This is a genomic window from Geodermatophilus sp. CPCC 205761, assembly GCF_051383655.1.
Lineage (GTDB): Bacteria > Actinomycetota > Actinomycetes > Mycobacteriales > Geodermatophilaceae > Geodermatophilus.
In genome coordinates this window covers 259,571-276,419 of the sequence record NZ_JALPKQ010000001.1, presented here as the reverse complement: position 1 = coordinate 276,419, position 16,849 = coordinate 259,571, and the positions used below count along the sequence as shown (strand labels likewise).

Sequence of the window (16,849 nt, the reverse complement as noted above, 5' to 3'; positions counted from 1 at the left end):
TCGGTCGTGACCGGGATCGGTCTGCGACCGCGGAGTTCGCTAGGGGGCACATGCAGTCGTACCGGGCAGGCGAACTGCTGCTGGCCGAGACCGCTACCTCGGCCGGCACGACGTCTGAGCGCGCGCAGGCCATGCTCGAGGTCCTCCGCCGCGCAATCCCGTTCGATGCCGCGTGGATCGCCCTCCCCAACCCCTTCAGCAGCAGCTACTGGTCGCTGGCCAGTGCCGACCTGGACGACCGCGTCCTCGACTTCCTCGGCGGACCACTGACGGCACACGACATGGAGGTCGCGGGTGGTGATCGGGACCGCCCGCCGGTGACCCGGTCGGATCTGCCCCCCGCCGTCCAGGAGCTCGCGACGTGGTCGGACTGCCTTGTCCCGGCCGGCATCCACGAGGCTCTGGCCGTCGGGCTGTTCGCTCCGGGAGGCCGTCACGTCGGGTTCGTCGCACTGCTGTCCGGCAACACGGAACCTGCCACCCCTGCAGTACGCCGACGCCTCGCCGCGCTGGCGCCGGTGCTCGCACACGGCATCGACCCGATGCGGTCGCTGCTCTTTGCCGCACGCCTGGTCCGGGGCGCCACGGCCGGCGTGGTGCTCCACGCGGACGGCGTCTGCGAGGCGCTGCCTGGCATGCAGGCGGACGCGCTACTGGTCCCCTCCTCCCCTGTCCTGGTCGTCGCACGTCAGCGGATCGGCGACGGGACCGTCTACTCGTCGTTCCTCTGGCCGGTGGGCGGCTCCCACGCCCCCGGCGGGCATGTGCGCGTCAGCGTCCTGGCGGCGCCCACGGACGTGCCGCCGGGGCTGACCGCTGTCGCCCTGCTGTCACCGGCGACAGACCTGCACGGACTGACCCCGCGGGAACTGGAGGTGCTGGGCCTCCTGGTCGAGGGGCACTCCAACCAGGAGATCGCTCGCAGGCTCGTCGTGGCCCCCCGGACCGTGGCCGCCCACCTGGAGCACGTCCTCGTCAAGCTCGGGGCACCGACGAGGACACTCGCCGCGGTCCGCGCAGAACGGGACGGTCTCTACGTTCCCCCCTTGGCCCACCGGCGGCCATGGCGTGAGCCGCCAGAGCCGGGGTAGGCCGTAGCGACCCTGCCGCGGACCGGAGAACGGAGACCACCGTCGCGGCCGGGCCGGGCCCTGGCGGCCGGGATGCTGGCGCTCGACCGATGGCTCGACCCGCACCGGACGCCGTCGTGGTTGCACGTCGGCACCTCGGTCGCGCACAGGCACTGCATTGACTCCAGTGGCCACCACGCTGACACCAGGAACGACGCAGGCCGCTCTCCCTGAGGGAGAACGGCCTGGTCATCGGGGTGGAGCTGAGGGGACTCGAACCCCTGACCCCCACACTGCCAGTGTGGTGCGCTACCAGCTGCGCCACAGCCCCGGATCGGCCCGGTCTGGTGCGTCCGAGCCGTGAGCAACTGTACAGGGCCGCGACGGCGCTCCGGCGCAGGGGGTGGGGCGGGTCAGCCCTGCTTCATCTGGGCGATCCGGATGTGGTTGCCGAAGGGGTCGCGCAGGCCGAAGTCGATGCCGTAGGGCTGGTCGACCGGCTCCTCGGTGATCTCCACCCCCTTGGCCTTGAGCTCGGCGTGGGTCTTGTGGGCGTCGTCGCAGGCGAAGAAGAGGTGCCCGCCGGCCACGCCCTTGCTGATGGCGTCGCGCACCTGCGCGGCGCTCTTGTCGCTCATCGAGGGCGGCCCGGGCTTCTCCAGGAGGACGGCGCGGTCGGGCTGGCCCGGCAGGTTCACGGTGAGCCAGCGCATGGGCCCGAAGTCCATGTCGGACTGGACCTCGAACCCGAGCTTCCCGACGTAGAAGTCGAGCGCCTGGTCCTGGTCGGGGACGTAGATCTGGGTGATGGTGATCGCGGTCAGCATGGGTCCGACGCTAGAGACGATCACTGCCCCGGCGCTTCTCCGAAACTGCTCGGCCGCAGCCACGCCATCGCGAAGCAGGACGGCACGGGCGGCAACGGTCCGCGCCGCCGGTACCGCGACGGCGGCTCGCCGACGACGTCCCGGAACACCCGGCTGAAGGTGCCCAGGCTCGAGAAGCCGACGTCCATGCAGATGTCGGTCACGCTCCGGTCGGTCGAGCGGAGCAGGAACATCGCCCGCTCCACCCGGCGCCGCTGCAGGTACCGGTTGGGCGTCTCGCCGAACGTGGCCCGGAAGGTCCGGATGAAGTGCGCCTCCGACACGTGCGCGATCCGGGCCAGGGTGGGGACGTCGAGGGGCTCGGCGTAGGCGCGGTCCATGGCGTCCCGGGCGCGCAGCAGCCGCCGGTTCGCGTCCTCACCGGCAGAACCCACGGGCGGCATCCCACCACGCGCAGGTCAGAGCTCGACGCCGCGCTCCTCCAGCCACGGGACCGGGTTGACCCGCTCGCCGCCCATGCCGCCCTCGTGCACCTCGAAGTGCAGGTGCGGGCCGGTCGACTGGCCGCGGTTGCCCAGCAGCGCGATGGTCTCCCCCGCCTCCACGTACTGGCCCGGCTCGACCAGGATCTGCTCCATGTGGCCGTAGACGGTGACGTCGCCGTTCTCGTGCAGGATGTAGACGGCCAGGCCGAACCCGCTGGCCGAGCCGGCCCGCAGGACGACGCCGTCCATCGCGGCGTACTCCGGCGTGCGCATCGGGGCGGCCAGGTCGATGCCGTAGTGGAAGGTGCCCCAGCGACCGCCGAAGCCGCTGGTGAACCGGGCCCCGGCGACCGGGAGCACCGCCTTCGGGCGGGCCGCCTCCCGGGCCGCCTCGGCGGCTGCCGCCTCCGCCTCCGCGCGCGCCGCGCGCGACGCGGCCACCTCGGCCAGCCGGGCCTCGGCCTCGGCGACCGAGATGGAGGCCTGGGGCAGGAGCTCGACGTCCTCCTCGCCGGTCAGCAGGTGCTGCGCGGCGAGCACCGCCGTCGGCCCGTCGGCGGCCGAGGCACCGGTGATGCCGGTGACCCCGGCGAGCAGACCGCCGGCGACGACCGCGGCCAGCAGCATCGGCCCGCGCCGGGGACCGGACACCCGCGGCGCGTCCGCGCGGCGCGCACCACCGGCGACGTCCGACGTGCGGGGGAGCTCCGCGGTGGTGGGCGCGACCCGGAGGCCGTGGGGAGCCGTGGACGCTCCGGAGCTCGCAGCACGACGCCGACCGGCCATGCACCTACCCGTCTCGAGGGGGAGAAAGCCCGTCGCCGGGCCCGATGGGGTTGTGCCCATCGAAACACTCCGTGACCCGTTCGTGACCCACCGCTCGGCGCGTCCGCCACGACACGCCGAGTGACCCGCGCCACACCTGTCCGCGTCACGCGGTCGTGTGACGAGCGTCCGGTTTGGGCCCCGGCGCTCCCGGCTACTCCTCGTCTCCGGCGTGAAACCGCTCGCGCCTCGACGCCCCGTCGTCGTCCGCTGCGGTCCGCCGCACGGGGAGCCAGATTGGCCACGAGCGGCTTCCCCGTGTACTGATGATCGACGCTGTACCACCGGTAGCTCCCGCCCGCACCACGGCGGCGGAGGCGACGGACCGGGACCGCTGGCGAGGGGGCGACCGCACCACACGCACGAGAGAGGGCAGATGCTGCATGACGAGGCCGCAGCGATTTCCGGGTCCCCGAGCACTGCCCCGCCCGGACACCCCCACGCCGGCCCTCGCCGTGCCCCCGCTCTCCCACCGGATCCGCCCGCTGAGCCAGGAGACCCTGCGCAGCCACGGCGCCCGGCTCTCCGTGCCGACCTACGACCGCTCCGCCCTCACCCCCGCCGTCGTGCACCTCAGCGTCGGCGGCTTCTCCCGCGCCCACCAGCTCCTCTACTTCGACGAGCTCGCCGAGCGGCGCATCTCCCAGGACTGGGGCGTGGTGGGGGTCGGCCTGCGGCACCGCGGCATGCAGGAGGCACTCGTCCCGCAGGACCACCTCTACACCGTCATCGAGCGCAGCCCCGACGGTGAGCGCGCCCGCGTCGTCGGCGTGATGGTCGACTACCTCTTCGCCCCCGACGCGCCGTCTGCGGTGCTGGACCGGCTGGCCGACCCGCGCACCCGCATGGTCACCCTCACGATCACCGGCGCCGGCTACCGGCTCGACCCGCACACCGGCGAGTTCGACCCCGCCGACCCCGAGGTCGTCCGCGACCTCGCCGGGTGGGACTCCCCCAGCACCGTCTTCGGCTACCTCGTCGAGGCCCTCGACCGCCGCCGCCGCGCCGGCCTGCCCGCGTTCACCGTCGTGTCCTGCGACAACGTGCACCGCAACGGCGACGCCACCCGCAGGGCCGTCGTCGGCCTGGCCCGGCTGCGCGACGAGGTGCTGGCCCGCTGGATCACCGACCGGGTCGCCTTCCCCAGCAGCATGGTCGACCGGATCACGCCGCAGACGCCCCCCGAGGAGCGGGCGGCGGTCGCGGAGCGCTACGGCGTGGACGACCGCTGGCCGGTGATCACCGAACCGTTCTCGCAGTGGGTCATCGAGGACACCTTCAGCAACGGCCGCCCGCCGCTGGACGAGGTCGGCGTCCGCTTCGTCGCCGACGTCGGCGACTACGAGCTGATGAAGACGCGGCTGCTCAACGCCAGCCACTCCGCGCTGGGCTACCTCGGCTCGCTGGCCGGCCACACCCGCATGGACGAGCTCATGGTCGACCCCGTCTTCGCGGAGTACGTCGCCCGGCTGATGGACGACGAGGTCACCCCGCTGCTGCCGCAGCCCGACGGCGTCGACCTCACCGACTACAAGCGCACGCTCCTGCAGCGGTTCGCCAACCCCGCGATCGCCGACGGGCTGCCCCGCCTGTGCCGGCGCGGCTCCACCAAGCTGCCGCACCACCTGCTGCCCTCGCTGCGCCAGGCGCTGGCCGACGGCCGGCCGACGACGTTGCTCACCCTCGCCGTCGCCGGCTGGTGCCGCTATCTGCGCGGCACGGACGACGACGGCCGGCCGCTGCCCATGGAGGACCCCCGCGCCGACGAGCTGCAGGCGCTCGCGCGGTCGGGCGGCACCGACCCGCGGCCGCTGCTGTCCGTCCGGCCGGTGTTCGGCGACCTCGGCGACGTGCCCGGTTTCGTCACCGACCTGGAGCGGGCGCTGGCCCGCCTCGACCGGCTCGGCGTCCGGGTCACCCTGGCCGCCGCCCTCGCCGACACGCCACCGGCCCGTACCGTCCCGCTGGCCCGATGACCCCGCACCCGCACGGAGGAACTCCCTCGATGCCCGCCCTCCCCGAGCCGCTCGTCGCGCGCCTCGAGGCCCTGCTCTGCGATGCCGACGGCAACCTGTTCCCCTCGGAGGAACCGGCCTTCGTCGCCTCGGCGGAGGTCACCAACGCGTTCCTGGCCTCCCTGGGCGTGGACCTGCGCTTCACCGCCGAGGAGCTGCGGCTGGCGACGACGGGCATGAACTTCCGGACGACGTCCCGCCGGCTGGCCGCCGAGGCGGGGCGCCCGGACGTCGACGTCGAGCCGTGGGTCGCCGAGGAGAAGCGCGCGGTCACCGCCCACCTGGGCGCCACGCTCACCCCGCACGGGCCGACGACCGAGGCCCTCACGGCCCTGGCGGCCCACCTGCGGCCGGCCGCCGTCAGCTCCAGCGCGCTCACCCGGCTGGCCGCCTGCTTCACCGCCACCGGTCTGGACGAGCTGATCCCGCCGGCGGTCCGGTTCAGCGCCGAGGACTCCCTCCCGGTGCCCACCGGCAAACCCGACCCCGCCGTCTACCTGCACGCCTGCGAGCAGCTGGGCATCGCGCCCGAGGTCGGCCTCGCCGTCGAGGACTCCGTGCCCGGCGCCCTCTCCGCGGTGCGTGCGGGCTGTCCCACGGTCGGCAACCTGCTGTTCGTCCCCGAGGCGGAGCGGGCCGAGCGCGCCGCTGCCCTCACCGACGCCGGCGTGCTCGTCGTCGTCGACTCCTGGACGCAGCTGGCCGACCTGCTGCTGCCGGTCCTCACCCGCCGGTCGGCCGGCGACCTGCTCCCCACGGGCGGTGCGAAGTGAAGATCGTCTACGTGGCCTTCCGCGGCCACTTCTCCGACAGCCCACGGGCCCTCTACGAGGCCCTGCTCGCGCGCGGGACCGACGCCACCCACACCTGGCTGTCCGCGCCGCACACGCAGGCGACCTTCCCCGCCGACGTGACGACCGTCCCCTTCGGCAGCCCGGAGTCGATCGCCGCGCTGGAGCAGGCCGACCTCGTCATCTCCAACGACCACATCCCGCTGGACTGGGAGAAGCGGCCGGGCACCACCTACCTGCAGACCTGGCACGGCACGCCGCTCAAGCGCATCCACAACGACGTCCGCTGGGCGCCGGAGGGCCGGCTGGCCTACCTGGAGCAGGACATCGCCCGCTGGGACCTGCTGCTGTCGCCGAACGCGGCCAGCACCGAGCGGCTGCGGCGGGCGTTCGGCTACCGGGGCGTGATCCACGAGACCGGCTACCCGCGCAACGACCTGCTCAGCAGCCCCGAGCGGGACCGGGTGCGGGCCGCCGTCCGGGCCGACCTCGGCGTCACCGACGACCAGACCGTCGTCCTCTACACGCCGACGTGGCGCGACGACCTGGTGTTCCAGAAGACCGGGCCGCAGGACTTCGAGTTCCCCGTCGACCTCGAGGACTTCACCACCCGGCTCGGCGGGGACCACGTGCTGCTGCTGCGCCTGCACAACATGGTCATGGACCGGCTGGAGATCGTGGACGGCTCCCCGGTCCGCGACGTCTGCAGCCACCCCGACATCCGGGACCTCTACCTCGGCGCCGACGTCCTGGTCACCGACTACTCGTCGACCATGTTCGACTTCGCCATCACCGGCCGGCCGATCCTCTTCCTCACCTACGATCTGGAGTACTTCCGCGACGAGCTGCGCGGGTTCTACTTCGACCTGGAGGACGTCGCCCCCGGGCCGCTGCTGTCGACCAGCACGGAACTCGTCGACGCGCTCGCCGACCTCGACTCGGTCAGCGCCCGGTACGCGGAGCGCTACGCCCGGTTCCGCGAGACCTTCTGCCACCTCGAGGACGGCGCCGCCACCGAGCGCGTCCTCGACCTGATCGTCCCGGCGTCCGCCCCGGGGACCGTCACCACGACCCGAGGAGGGGACGACCGTGCTCGCTGACCGCGCCGCGACCGGAGGCCTGACCCGCACGCTGCCCGCCGTCCCGGCCCCGCGGGCCCGGACCGAGCCGGTGCAGGTGGTCATCCTCGCCGCGGGGATGGGGACCCGCCTGGGCCGCCCCTGGCCCAAGCCGCTGACCCCGCTGCACGACGGCCGCAGCATCCTCCAGCGCCAGCTGGACGGGCTGCGCTCGGTCCTCGGCCCGGCGGTCGACGTCACCGTCGTCGTCGGGTTCGAGGCCACCCGGGTGATGGCCGCGGCGACCGACGTCCGGTTCGCCTACAACCCCGACTACGCCGTCACCAACACCTCGCAGAGCCTGCTGCGTGCCCTGCGCGCGACCCGCGACGGCGGGGTGCTCTGGCTGAACGGCGACGTCGTCTTCGACCCGGCGGTGCTGGACATGGCGCTGCCGGCGCTGCGGGCCGACGAGAGCTTCGTGTGCGTGGACACCTCGACCGTCGCCGACGAGGAGGTCAAGTACACCCTCGACGCCGACGGCTGCATCGCCGAACTGTCCAAGACCGTCGTCGGCGGCCTGGGCGAGGCGGTGGGCATCAACTACGTGTCGGCCGCCGACAAGCCGGTGCTGATCGAGCACCTGGCCGCCTGCGCCGCGCAGGACTACTTCGAGCGCGGCATGGAGACGGCCATCCTCACCGAGGGTCTGCGGATCCGGCCGCTGGACATCTCCCGCTTCCCCGCCGTGGAGGTCGACTTCGAGGCCGACCTGGAGCGGGCCAACGAGCTGTTCGCCGCGCGCGGCCACCTGCACCCGGTACCGGGCAACCGCAGCTGAAGGGGGGCGGCCGCCGGCTCAGCCGACCGGCAGCGAGGCGCCGGCCGGTCGGTGCGGATGCCGGTCCTCGCGGAACCGGCGGGTCGCGGCGACCCCGCCGACCACGCAGCCGGCGCCGAGCGCCACGAGCACCGCGACCGCGGCCCGGGCGAGGAGGTCCGGACCGGCGGAGACCACGTGGGCGGTCCACAGCACGTCGACGTCGGGCAGCCCCTGCACCAGCATGAGCCAGCCGAGGACGACGGCCAGCAGCCCGGTCATGGCGCCGCGGCCCCGGCGGGCGGCGCGGAACCCGATTCCGGCCACGAGCACGGCGGTCAGCCCCGGCAGCAGCGCCGAGACGATCGCGCCGGCGTGCGAGGAGACGCTGGCGGCCGGCTCCGGCGTGGCCGCGGCGTGCCACAGCGCGGCGGCCCCTCCGACCAGCAGCAGGGCGCCCAGCGGCCGCGGTCCCCGGGCGAGCAGCCCCGCGGCGACGGCGGCCAGCACCAGGGCGGCGTAGAGCGGCCACACCAGCCACGGTGACGGCGGCGGGCTCCAGGTGAGCTCGCCGCGCACCGCCACCTCCGTACCGCCGTGGGCCAGCGGCACCACCCACTCGGAGACGACGTGCGCGCGGTCGGGCGCGGCCGCCACCGCCGGGGGCAGCGCGCCCTCGGTCATCCAGTGCGTGCGGTGGTCGTGCCAGACGTACTGCGGCTCGGTGGAGACCTGCACCCACTCCGGCTCGGCCGCGGGGTCGGCGTGCGCGGGCAGCGCCGTCCGCCCGTAGCGGTCGAGGTTGATGTAGGTGGCCGGGCTGTGGGCGTTGCGCCACACGCCGTCCGGCCCGATCCGCAGGTACGGCTCCTCGGAGTAGCCGGGCACCTCGACGTCGGCCGCGGTGGTGTTGACCACCTCGAACTCGTCGCCGAAGGAGAGCACCCGCACCTCGACGCCCGGCACCGCCGGCTCGACCGCCAGCACGCGCGCGTCGAAGTCACTGCCCGCGGCCCCGCCGCCCACGTGCGCCACCGCGGGCCCGGCGACCAGCAGGGTGGCCAGCACCCCGAGGACGACGACCAGCGACCGGGCGAGCGCCCGGCTCACGCCCCGACCACCTGGGTGAGGTCGCCGGCGATGTCGCGGCTGGTGTTGCCGGCGTCGAAGGCCACGTGCGCGCGGTCATCGGCGCCGTAGAGCAGGAGCAGCGAGGAGTGCAGCCGGCCGGCGTCCTCGGCGAGCGGCACGCCCGCGGCCAGCTGGGCCTGGTCGACGGCGGCCTGGTCGCCGGTCAGGCCGACGAATCGGTTCGGCAGGTCGGCGTCGAAGCGCCCGAGGTACTCGCCGAGCACCGCGGGGGTGTCGAACGCCGGGTCGGTGGTGACGAAGACCACCTGCACCCGCTCGGCGACCGCCGGGTCCAGGCCGCGCAGCGCGACCGCGACGTCGGCCATCGTGGCCGGGCAGATGTCGGGGCAGGAGGTGTAGCCGAAGAACAGCAGCGTCGGCGTGCCGGCGGTCGCGGCGGCGAAGTCGTAGGCCCGGCCGTCGGTGTCGGTGAGGGTGAACGAGGGCCGCTGGTAGGGATCGACCAGGTCGATCCCGGCGTAGCGGTCCTCGGGGCCCTCGACGGTCGCGGCGCCGGCCGTGTGCTCGTGCCCCCCGGACTCCTCCGCCGCGGCGCCGCCGCAGCCGGCCAGCGCGAGCCCGGTCGAGACGACCAGGGCGGCCAGCCGGCTGCGACGGTACGGGGTCACGAGGACACGGTACGACGCCCCGCCCGCAGCCCGAGGGCGACGCCGCCGAGGCCCAGCAGCAGGGCGACGATCGAGAGGACGAGCGCCACGGTGCCCGTGCTCGAGCCCTCGTCGGCCACCGACTCGGTCGAGGACGCGGTGTCGCCGTCGCTCGAGGTGGCGGTGTCACCGTCGCTGGAGGTGGCGGTGTCGCCGCCGCTCGATGCCGGCTCGGTGGCGCCGGCGCTGCCGGACGTGCCACCGCCCAGGGCGAGCACCGGGGCGGGGCGCTCGGGCTCGGGCCGGCCGTCGACGGTCGGCTCGATCCAGGCGGCCTCGGTGCCGTCGCTGTAGGTCTGCACCGCCGGGAACGTCAGCTCGCCGCTCTCGGGGAACGGCCCGCCGGACAGCGCGAACTCCTGGAACTCGCCGGGCCGGATGCCGCCGCCGTCCACCGCGCGGAACTCGATGACCGACACGTAGGAGGTGATCTGCTCGCCGTGGCTCTCCAGCGGCGTCGCGAGGTCCGACGTGGTCATGGTGACCGTCCAGCCGGCGATCGGCTGCACCCGGAGCGAGGCGAGCGCCGACTCCTCCGGAACGGAGATGCGCAGCGCCACGGTGCTGGCGGTGTCGCTCTCGTTGGGCACCCGGAAGGTCAGCTTGCCGAACCCGCCCGGGGCGGCGTCGGCCGAGGAGACGGTGACGTGGGCCGAGGCGACGCCGGCTCCGGCGACGGCGGCGGCGAGTGCGACGAGCACGGCCGGGACGACGACGCCCAGCCGGGCGAGCGGCCGGGGCAGGGATGTGGACACAGGTCTCCTGTCGGATCGGGGTCGTGCGGGGTCAGCGGACGGGGAAGGTGGTGCTGGCTGTACTGGCGGTGAACTCGTCGACCCGGACGGTGACCGCGAGGGTCCAGGTGCCGGGGCCGGGGACGGCCATGCCGTCGCCGACGTAGTGGCCGGGCCCAGCGGGTTCGAGGCCCACCTCGATGGGGCCGATCTCCTGGGCGGGCTCGGTGACCGACACCCGGATGTCCAGCGGCTGGGCGAGCTGCCCGGCCTCGTCGAAGTAGTAGACGTGCAGGGTGTTCGGGCCCGCGGTGGCCGGGTCGACCGAGATCTGGACACTGCCCTCGGTCCCGGTGGCGGTCTCCAGCGGCTCGGTCACGTCCACCGGCTGGGCCACCGCGGCCCGCGCCGGCGGAGTGCCGACCAGCACCGAGGACAGCCCGAGGACGACGAGCGCGAGCACGAACTCGGCCAGCACCGACCGGCGCAGCGCGGGCCGTTCGGCGCCGGCGGCCGCGGCCTGCACCTCGGCGCGGGCACCGGCCGCCGACTCGACGGCGGGGTCCTCGGCCGGGCCGGCGCCGGCCGCGAAGGCGTGCGCGGTGACCCGGCGGTGTCCGGCCGGGCGCGGGCGGGTCAGGCCCAGGTGCTGCTGCACCCACACCCGCGAGATGCCGGCCGCGGCGAGCAGGAGCAGCACCAGCGCGAGCTTGGCCACCAGCACCCAGCCGTAGGTCGTCGTCACCAGGGTGGTCGGCGCGCCGACCTCCCGGACCGCCTGCACGACACCGCTGACCACCAGGGCGGTCACCGAGCCGGCGGCCAGCCGGGAGAACGGCGGCAGCACGCGGGCCAGCTCGTCGGCCGGCGCGTCCTCGCGGAGGACGCCGGCCAGCAGCCCGACCAGCCCGCCCAGCCACACCGCCATCGCCGCGGTGTGCACCGTCGCCGCGACGACGGCCAGCGCGGGCCAGGGTCCGGCCACGGGGTGCCCGACCGCCGCGGTGGCCAGCACCAGCGCCAGCGCGAGGACCCCGGCGACCGCCAGGGGGTACGGGCGGGGCGCCTCCCCCCGGCGCCAGGCGGGCCGCAGCTCCAGCAGCAGCGCGACGGCGAGCGCGGCCCGCAGCAGCAGGGTGGCGCCGTTGCCCGTGGACGCCGTGGCGCCCAGCAGTGTCGGGTCGGCCACCGAGCCCAGGCCGCTGCCGGCCGCGTACGGCCCCTGCAGGACGAAGGTGAGCACCGCGCCGGCGGCGACCGCGACCAGCCCCCCGGCGACCAGGCGGTGCAGTCGCGGCGAGCGCCAGCCGGCCGGCCAGCCGACCACCAGGAGCACGGGCACGCCGACGCCGAGCGCGAGCCCGGCGTAGCCCAGCCAGCGGGCGGCCGGGAGCAGCGAGGCGACGACCGGGTCGGTGTCGGCGCCGTCGCCGGCCGTGCCCGCGGGCACCAGCTCGCCGTCGCCGACCACGAACGAGAAGGCCCCGGAGATCGGGTGCGAGTCGGCCGAGACCACGCGGTAGGTGACGAGGTAGCCGTCGTCGCCGAGGTCCGAGCGCAGCGGGATGACCACCGCGGCGCCCTCGACGGTCGCGGTGCCGGCGTCCACCCGCTCGCCCGCGGCGTCGAGCACGCGGGCGTAGCCGGCCCCCAGGGAGACCCCCTCGGTGAAGGTGAGCGTGACCTCGGCCGGCGCCTGCTCCAGCCGGGCCCCCTCCCCCGGGTCGGTGCTGACCAGCTCGGCGTGGGCGGCGGCCGGCGAGGCCGTGCCCACGCCGGCGACCAGCCAGGCGCCGAGCAGGAGCAGCAGCAGCGGCCACGCGGTGCGGCGGCTCACGCCGGCACCCGCTCGCGGGCGACGGCGGGCACGGTCCGCCGCCGGCGGCCGCGCCACGCCACGGTGCCGACCAACGCGACGCCGGCGAGCAGCAGGGCGTGGGTGACCGCGCGGTCGGCGTGCACGCGGCCGGCGCTGAGGTCGGCCACGGTCAGGACGGTGAGCAGCCCGACGAAGGTGCCGAGGAACGGCAGCGCGCCGGCGGCCAGGCGCGGTGCCGCCGCGACGGCGAGGAAGGCGGCCGCGACGCCCAGGCTCCACGCGCCGGTCTCGTGCGCCATGTGCGTCGGCGCGCTCATCGCGGCGGCGCCGGTGGTCAGCGACGGCCAGGCGAGGGTGACCTGCGCGACGCCGAGGGCCAGCAGCGCCAGCCGCAGCGCCGAGGCGGTCAGCCGGGCCCGGGCGGCCGCGGCGGTGCCGGGCAGCTCCCGGGGCAGCGCCCCGAGGACGGTGGCGGTGAGGTCGGGCACCACCGGCGCCGGGGCGAGGCGGGCGCGCCGGGTGACCAGCTCCGCCGTCCGTTCCCAGCCCGCGCACGCCGGGCACGCGGCCAGGTGCTCGTCGAGCTCGGCGGCGGGCATCCCGGGCGACTCGCCGTCGAGTCGCGCGGACAACGCCTCGCGATAGGGGGTGCACTGCATGATGGGGTAGTCGTCGCCCGGGCCCCGTTGGTTCCCCTCTTTTCGGGATCGGTCCGGACGGCGGTCCCCGGGAGGATGGGCACGTGGAGGAACTGGAGCGGCTGGCCGCGGCCGCCGTCGACGGCGACCCCCTCGCCGCGGCGGCGCTGGTGCGCGCCACGCAGACCGACGTGTGGCGGCTGTGCGCCGCACTCGGTGACCGCCAGTCCGCCGACGACCTGACGCAGGAGACCTACCTGCGGGCGTTCGGCGCCCTGCACCGCTTCGAGGGCCGGTCCTCGCTGCGCACCTGGCTGCTGTCGATCGCCCGGCGGGTCTGCGCCGACGCCGTCCGCTCCCGCCGGCGCCGCCGGCTCACCCTCGTGCGCGACGACGCCGACCTGGAGGTGCTCGACCGCGCCGACGTCGCGGACCGGGTGGGCGAGGGCGCCGTCGTGAGTGACCTGCTGGCCCGGCTGGAGGCCGACCGCCGGGAGGCGTTCGTGCTCACCCAGCTGCTGGGGCTGCCCTACGCCGAGGCGGCGGAGGTCGCCGGCTGCCCGGTCGGCACCATCCGCTCCCGGGTCGCCCGGGCCCGCGCCGACCTCGTCGACGCGCTCGCAGGTGAGGAAGGCGACGCCGCACACGCGTGACGCCTGGATGAACGGTGCGTGAACGGGCACCTATGCTGCCCGACGGCCGTGCGACCGCCCAGGCGGCGGGCGACCGGACATCCCCACCCAAACCGGAGCCAACGCGTGCCCTTCAGCCTGACCCCCAAGGACTCGAGCTTCTACCCGCTGTTCACCGCCTCCGCCCAGAACCTGGTGGCGGCGACGGACGTGCTGAGCGAGTTCATCCACGACCACGCCCGCCGCGCCGAGCTCGCCGACAAGCTCCGCGAGCTCGAGCACGTGGGCGACCAGTCCACGCACGCGATCTTCCGGCAGCTCAACTCCAGCTTCGTGACCCCGTTCGACCGCGAGGACATCTACAACCTGGCCAGCGACCTGGACGACGTCATGGACTTCGTCGAGGCCGCCGCCGACCTGGTCATCCTCACCGGCCTGGGCACCCTGCCGGCCGAGATGAGCCAGCAGACCGCGCTGCTCCAGCGGGCCGCCCAGACCACCGCCGAGGCGATGCCGCGGCTGCGCACGATGAAGGACCTCTCCGAGTACTGGATCGAGGTCAACCGGATCGAGAACGAGGCCGACAAGCTCTACCGGCGACTGCTCTCCCGGCTCTACAGCGGGGAGTTCGACGCGCTGGAGATCCTCAAGCTCAAGGAGGTGGCCGACCAGCTCGAGGAGGCCGCCGACGCCTTCGAGCACGTGGCCAACGTCGTCGAGACGATCACCGTCAAGGAGTCCTGACCCGGCATGGACGCGGCCTTCGTCGCCCTCGTCGTCATCGTCCTGGTCGCCCTCGCCTTCGACTACACCAACGGATTCCACGACGCCGCCAACGCGATCGCCGTCGCCGTCTCCACCAAGGCCCTCACCCCCCGGGTGGCCCTCGCGCTGGCGGCGGTCATGAACCTGGTGGGCGCCCTGCTCTCCACCGAGGTGGCCAAGACGGTCGGCGCCGGGATCATCGACCCGCCCGAGGGCGCCGACGGGCTGATGATCGTGTTCGCCGCGTTGATCGGCGCGATCGTCTGGAACCTGATCACCTGGTGGTTCGGGCTGCCGTCGTCGTCGTCGCACGCGCTCATCGGTGGGCTGGTCGGCGCCGCGGTGGCCGCTGCCCACTCGGTCCAGTGGGACGGCGTCCTCGAGAAGGTCGTCGTCCCGATGGTCGTCTCGCCGCTGGTCGGGTTCGGCCTGGGCTACCTGTTCATGCTGGCCATCCTGTGGACCTTCCGGGGCGCGAACGTCTCCCGCGCCAACCGCGGCTTCCGCTACGCGCAGATCGTCAGCTCGGCGACCATGGCGCTCGGCCACGGCCTGCAGGACGCGCAGAAGACCATGGGCGTCATCACCCTGGCGCTGTTCACGGCCGGCGAGATCGACGACTTCACCGTTCCGCTGTGGGTGGTCCTCGCCGCGGCCATCGCACTGAGCGCCGGCACCTACGCCGGCGGTTTCCGGATCATGCGCACCCTCGGGCGGCGGATCATCCAGCTCACCCCCGCCGGCGGCTTCGCCGCCCAGACGGTCGCCTCCGGCGTCATGGTGACCACGGCGACGGTCTTCGCCGTGCCGGTCTCCACGACCCACATCACGACCACGTCGATCATGGGCGTGGGCTCGACCCGGCGGCTGTCGGCGGTCCGCTGGGGCGTCGCGGGCAACATCGTGGTCGCCTGGGTGGTCACCCTCCCGGCTGCCGGTGCGGTGGCCGCGGTGGCCTACTTCCTCACCCACCTCGTCGTCGGCTGAGCCGACGTGGCCGGCGGCAGCTCCCCCGCGCCGCCGCTCGCACTGGGGACGGCGGGCGGCCGCTGGCTGCTGCTGGCCACCGTGCTCGCCTCCGGGATGGCGTTCCTCGACGCCACCGCGGTGAACGTCGCCCTTCCGGCCATCGGCGCGGACCTCGACGCCTCGCTGGCGGCGCTGCAGTGGACGGTCACCGGGTACACGCTGGCGCTGGCCGCGCTGGTGCTGCTCGGCGGTTCCCTGGGCGACCGCTACGGCCGCCGGCGGGTCTTCCTCGTGGGAGTCGGCTGGTTCGCCGCGGCGTCCCTGCTGTGCGGGCTGGCGGTCTCACCGGGGCAGCTGGTCGCCGCCCGGGTCCTGCAGGGCGCCGGCGGCGCTCTGCTGACCCCGGGCAGCCTGGCGCTCATCCAGGCCTCGTTCCGCCCGGCCGACCGCGGCCGGGCGATCGGGCTGTGGTCGGCGCTCGGCGGGATCGCCGGCCTGGTCGGGCCGTTCCTCGGCGGCGTGCTGGTCGACGCGGGCTCCTGGCGGCTGGTGTTCCTGCTCAACGTCCCGCTCGCCGCGCTGGTGCTCGCGGTGGCCGGCCGGCGCATCCCGGAGAGCCGCGCCGACGGGCCCCCCGGGCGGTTCGACCTCCCGGGGGCCGCCCTGGGCGCGCTGGCGCTCGGGGCGGTGACCTACGCGCTCATCGCGGCCGGTGCGGACCCGGTGCGCGCCGACGTCGTCGCCGGCGCCGTCCTGGGGCTGCTCGCGGGGGTCGGCTTCGTGCTCCGGGAGCGGCGGACGCCGGACCCCCTGCTGCCCCCGAGCCTGTTCGCCCGCCGGACGTTCACCGGCGCCAACCTGGCCACGTTCGCCGTCTACGGGGGGCTCGGGGGCTCGTCGCTGTTCCTCGTCCTCCAGCTGCAGACCGTGCTCGGCTGGGACGCCACCGCCGCCGGAGCGGCGATGCTCCCGTCGATCCTGCTGATCACCCTGCTCTCCCCGAGCGCCGGTGCGCTGGCCACGCGGATCGGCCCGCGGCTGCCGATGACCGTCGGCCCCCTGATCACCGCGGCGGGCACGCTGTGGCTGGCCGGGGTGGACGCCGGTTCGTCCTACGCCACCGCCGTCCTGCCCGGCTCGCTCCTGCAGGGGCTCGGCATGGCGACGACGGTGGCGCCGCTGACCGCCACGGTGCTGGCCGCCGCGCCCGACGCGCTGGTCGGGGTGGCCAGCGGGGTGAACAACGCCGTCGCCCGCGCCGCACAGCTGCTCGCGGTGGCCGCCCTGCCGGTCGCCGTCGGGCTCTCGGGCGCCGACTACGCCCGTCCGGAGGTGTTCGGGGCCGGCTACCCGGTGGCGATGACGGCCTGCGCGGGCCTGTTCCTGCTGGGCGCCGCGGTCTCGGCGGCCACGGTGCACGCCGGCGCCCTTCGGACCTGATCCCGGTGTTTGGGACGCCTATTGACGGTTATGTCCATCGATCTGGTAGACATACCCTCGTGGCGGCGACGACGGTGCTCCTCGTGGGGCGGATCCACGTCGACCTGCTGCGTGTCTGCACCGCCTGCTGTCCGGGCTGCTGACCCTCGCGCCTGCTTGAGG

Annotated in this window: 17 protein-coding genes and 1 tRNA gene; 9 read left to right on the top strand and 9 right to left on the bottom strand. The window is 74.8% G+C overall.

All coding sequences use genetic code 11. From position 1 onward, the window contains the following. The first annotated feature begins 50 nt into the window (after positions 1-50). A complete protein-coding gene (locus MY526_RS01410; protein ID WP_436691415.1) occupies positions 51-1,091 on the top strand; it encodes a response regulator transcription factor in 1,041 nt (346 codons plus the stop codon). Positions 1,092-1,328: 237 nt separating this feature from the next. Here the strand turns inward: MY526_RS01410 and MY526_RS01405 are convergent. The 4 genes from MY526_RS01405 to MY526_RS01390 all read right to left on the bottom strand — a co-directional run bounded on the left by MY526_RS01405 (position 1,329) and on the right by MY526_RS01390 (position 3,033). After that, positions 1,329-1,401, bottom strand: a tRNA-Ala gene (locus MY526_RS01405). 82 nt (positions 1,402-1,483) lie between these two features. Then, on the bottom strand, positions 1,484-1,897 hold the full coding sequence (locus MY526_RS01400) for a VOC family protein (protein WP_436703052.1): 414 nt from the start codon (positions 1,895-1,897) through the stop codon (positions 1,484-1,486). A 20-nt stretch (positions 1,898-1,917) separates the two neighbouring features. Beyond that, positions 1,918-2,331: a helix-turn-helix domain-containing protein gene (locus MY526_RS01395; RefSeq protein WP_436691413.1), complete on the bottom strand. Its 414-nt coding sequence runs from the start codon at positions 2,329-2,331 to the stop codon at positions 1,918-1,920. Between the two features lie 24 nt (positions 2,332-2,355). Then, positions 2,356-3,033 carry a M23 family metallopeptidase gene (locus MY526_RS01390; protein WP_436691412.1) on the bottom strand — a complete coding sequence of 226 codons (678 nt, stop codon included), beginning with the start codon at positions 3,031-3,033 and terminating at the stop codon, positions 2,356-2,358. 629 nt (positions 3,034-3,662) lie between these two features. Here MY526_RS01390 and MY526_RS01385 point away from each other — a divergent pair. From MY526_RS01385 to MY526_RS01370, 4 genes are read left to right on the top strand one after another with little or no spacing between them, the layout of a single operon-like run. After that, entirely contained in the window at positions 3,663-5,183 is a 1,521-nt protein-coding gene (locus MY526_RS01385) for a mannitol dehydrogenase family protein (RefSeq protein ID WP_436691411.1), read from the top strand. Between the two features lie 29 nt (positions 5,184-5,212). After that, positions 5,213-5,995, top strand: a complete 783-nt coding sequence (locus MY526_RS01380) for an HAD family hydrolase (protein WP_436703051.1) — start codon at positions 5,213-5,215, stop codon at positions 5,993-5,995. After that, positions 5,992-7,113 (top strand): CDP-glycerol glycerophosphotransferase family protein, encoded by a 1,122-nt coding sequence (locus MY526_RS01375; RefSeq protein WP_436703050.1) that lies wholly within the window; start codon positions 5,992-5,994, stop codon positions 7,111-7,113. The genes MY526_RS01380 and MY526_RS01375 overlap by 4 nt, the downstream gene beginning before the upstream one ends. Next, positions 7,103-7,912 carry an NTP transferase domain-containing protein gene (locus MY526_RS01370; protein ID WP_436691408.1) on the top strand — a complete coding sequence of 270 codons (810 nt, stop codon included), beginning with the start codon at positions 7,103-7,105 and terminating at the stop codon, positions 7,910-7,912. The genes MY526_RS01375 and MY526_RS01370 overlap by 11 nt, the downstream gene beginning before the upstream one ends. An 18-nt stretch (positions 7,913-7,930) precedes the next feature. Here MY526_RS01370 and MY526_RS01365 read toward each other — a convergent pair whose 3' ends face one another. From MY526_RS01365 to MY526_RS01345, 5 genes are read right to left on the bottom strand one after another with little or no spacing between them, the layout of a single operon-like run. Further along, positions 7,931-9,001, bottom strand: coding sequence for a hypothetical protein (locus tag MY526_RS01365; RefSeq protein ID WP_436691407.1), 1,071 nt, complete (start codon positions 8,999-9,001; stop codon positions 7,931-7,933). Then, on the bottom strand, positions 8,998-9,651 hold the full coding sequence (locus MY526_RS01360; protein ID WP_436703049.1) for an SCO family protein: 654 nt from the start codon (positions 9,649-9,651) through the stop codon (positions 8,998-9,000). Before MY526_RS01360 ends, MY526_RS01365 begins: the two co-directional genes overlap by 4 nt. Continuing rightward, positions 9,648-10,445, bottom strand: coding sequence for a YcnI family protein (locus MY526_RS01355; RefSeq protein ID WP_436703048.1), 798 nt, complete (start codon positions 10,443-10,445; stop codon positions 9,648-9,650). The genes MY526_RS01360 and MY526_RS01355 overlap by 4 nt, the downstream gene beginning before the upstream one ends. Before the next feature lie 31 nt (positions 10,446-10,476). Next, positions 10,477-12,261, bottom strand: a complete 1,785-nt coding sequence (locus MY526_RS01350; RefSeq protein WP_436703047.1) for a copper resistance CopC/CopD family protein — start codon at positions 12,259-12,261, stop codon at positions 10,477-10,479. Continuing rightward, positions 12,258-12,902, bottom strand: a complete 645-nt coding sequence (locus MY526_RS01345; RefSeq protein WP_436691403.1) for a zf-HC2 domain-containing protein — start codon at positions 12,900-12,902, stop codon at positions 12,258-12,260. The genes MY526_RS01350 and MY526_RS01345 overlap by 4 nt, the downstream gene beginning before the upstream one ends. An 83-nt stretch (positions 12,903-12,985) precedes the next feature. Here MY526_RS01345 and MY526_RS01340 point away from each other — a divergent pair, with 83 nt between their 5' ends. From MY526_RS01340 to MY526_RS01325, 4 genes are all read left to right on the top strand, one after another. Then, a complete protein-coding gene (locus MY526_RS01340) occupies positions 12,986-13,534 on the top strand; it encodes a sigma-70 family RNA polymerase sigma factor (protein ID WP_436691402.1) in 549 nt (182 codons plus the stop codon). Between the two features lie 105 nt (positions 13,535-13,639). After that, entirely contained in the window at positions 13,640-14,257 is a 618-nt protein-coding gene (locus tag MY526_RS01335) for a DUF47 domain-containing protein (protein ID WP_436691401.1), read from the top strand. 6 nt (positions 14,258-14,263) lie between these two features. Further along, positions 14,264-15,265 carry an anion permease gene (locus MY526_RS01330; protein WP_436691400.1) on the top strand — a complete coding sequence of 334 codons (1,002 nt, stop codon included), beginning with the start codon at positions 14,264-14,266 and terminating at the stop codon, positions 15,263-15,265. A gap of 6 nt (positions 15,266-15,271) precedes the next feature. Then, positions 15,272-16,687 carry a DHA2 family efflux MFS transporter permease subunit gene (locus tag MY526_RS01325; protein ID WP_436691399.1) on the top strand — a complete coding sequence of 472 codons (1,416 nt, stop codon included), beginning with the start codon at positions 15,272-15,274 and terminating at the stop codon, positions 16,685-16,687. The last annotated feature ends 162 nt before the right edge of the window (positions 16,688-16,849 follow it).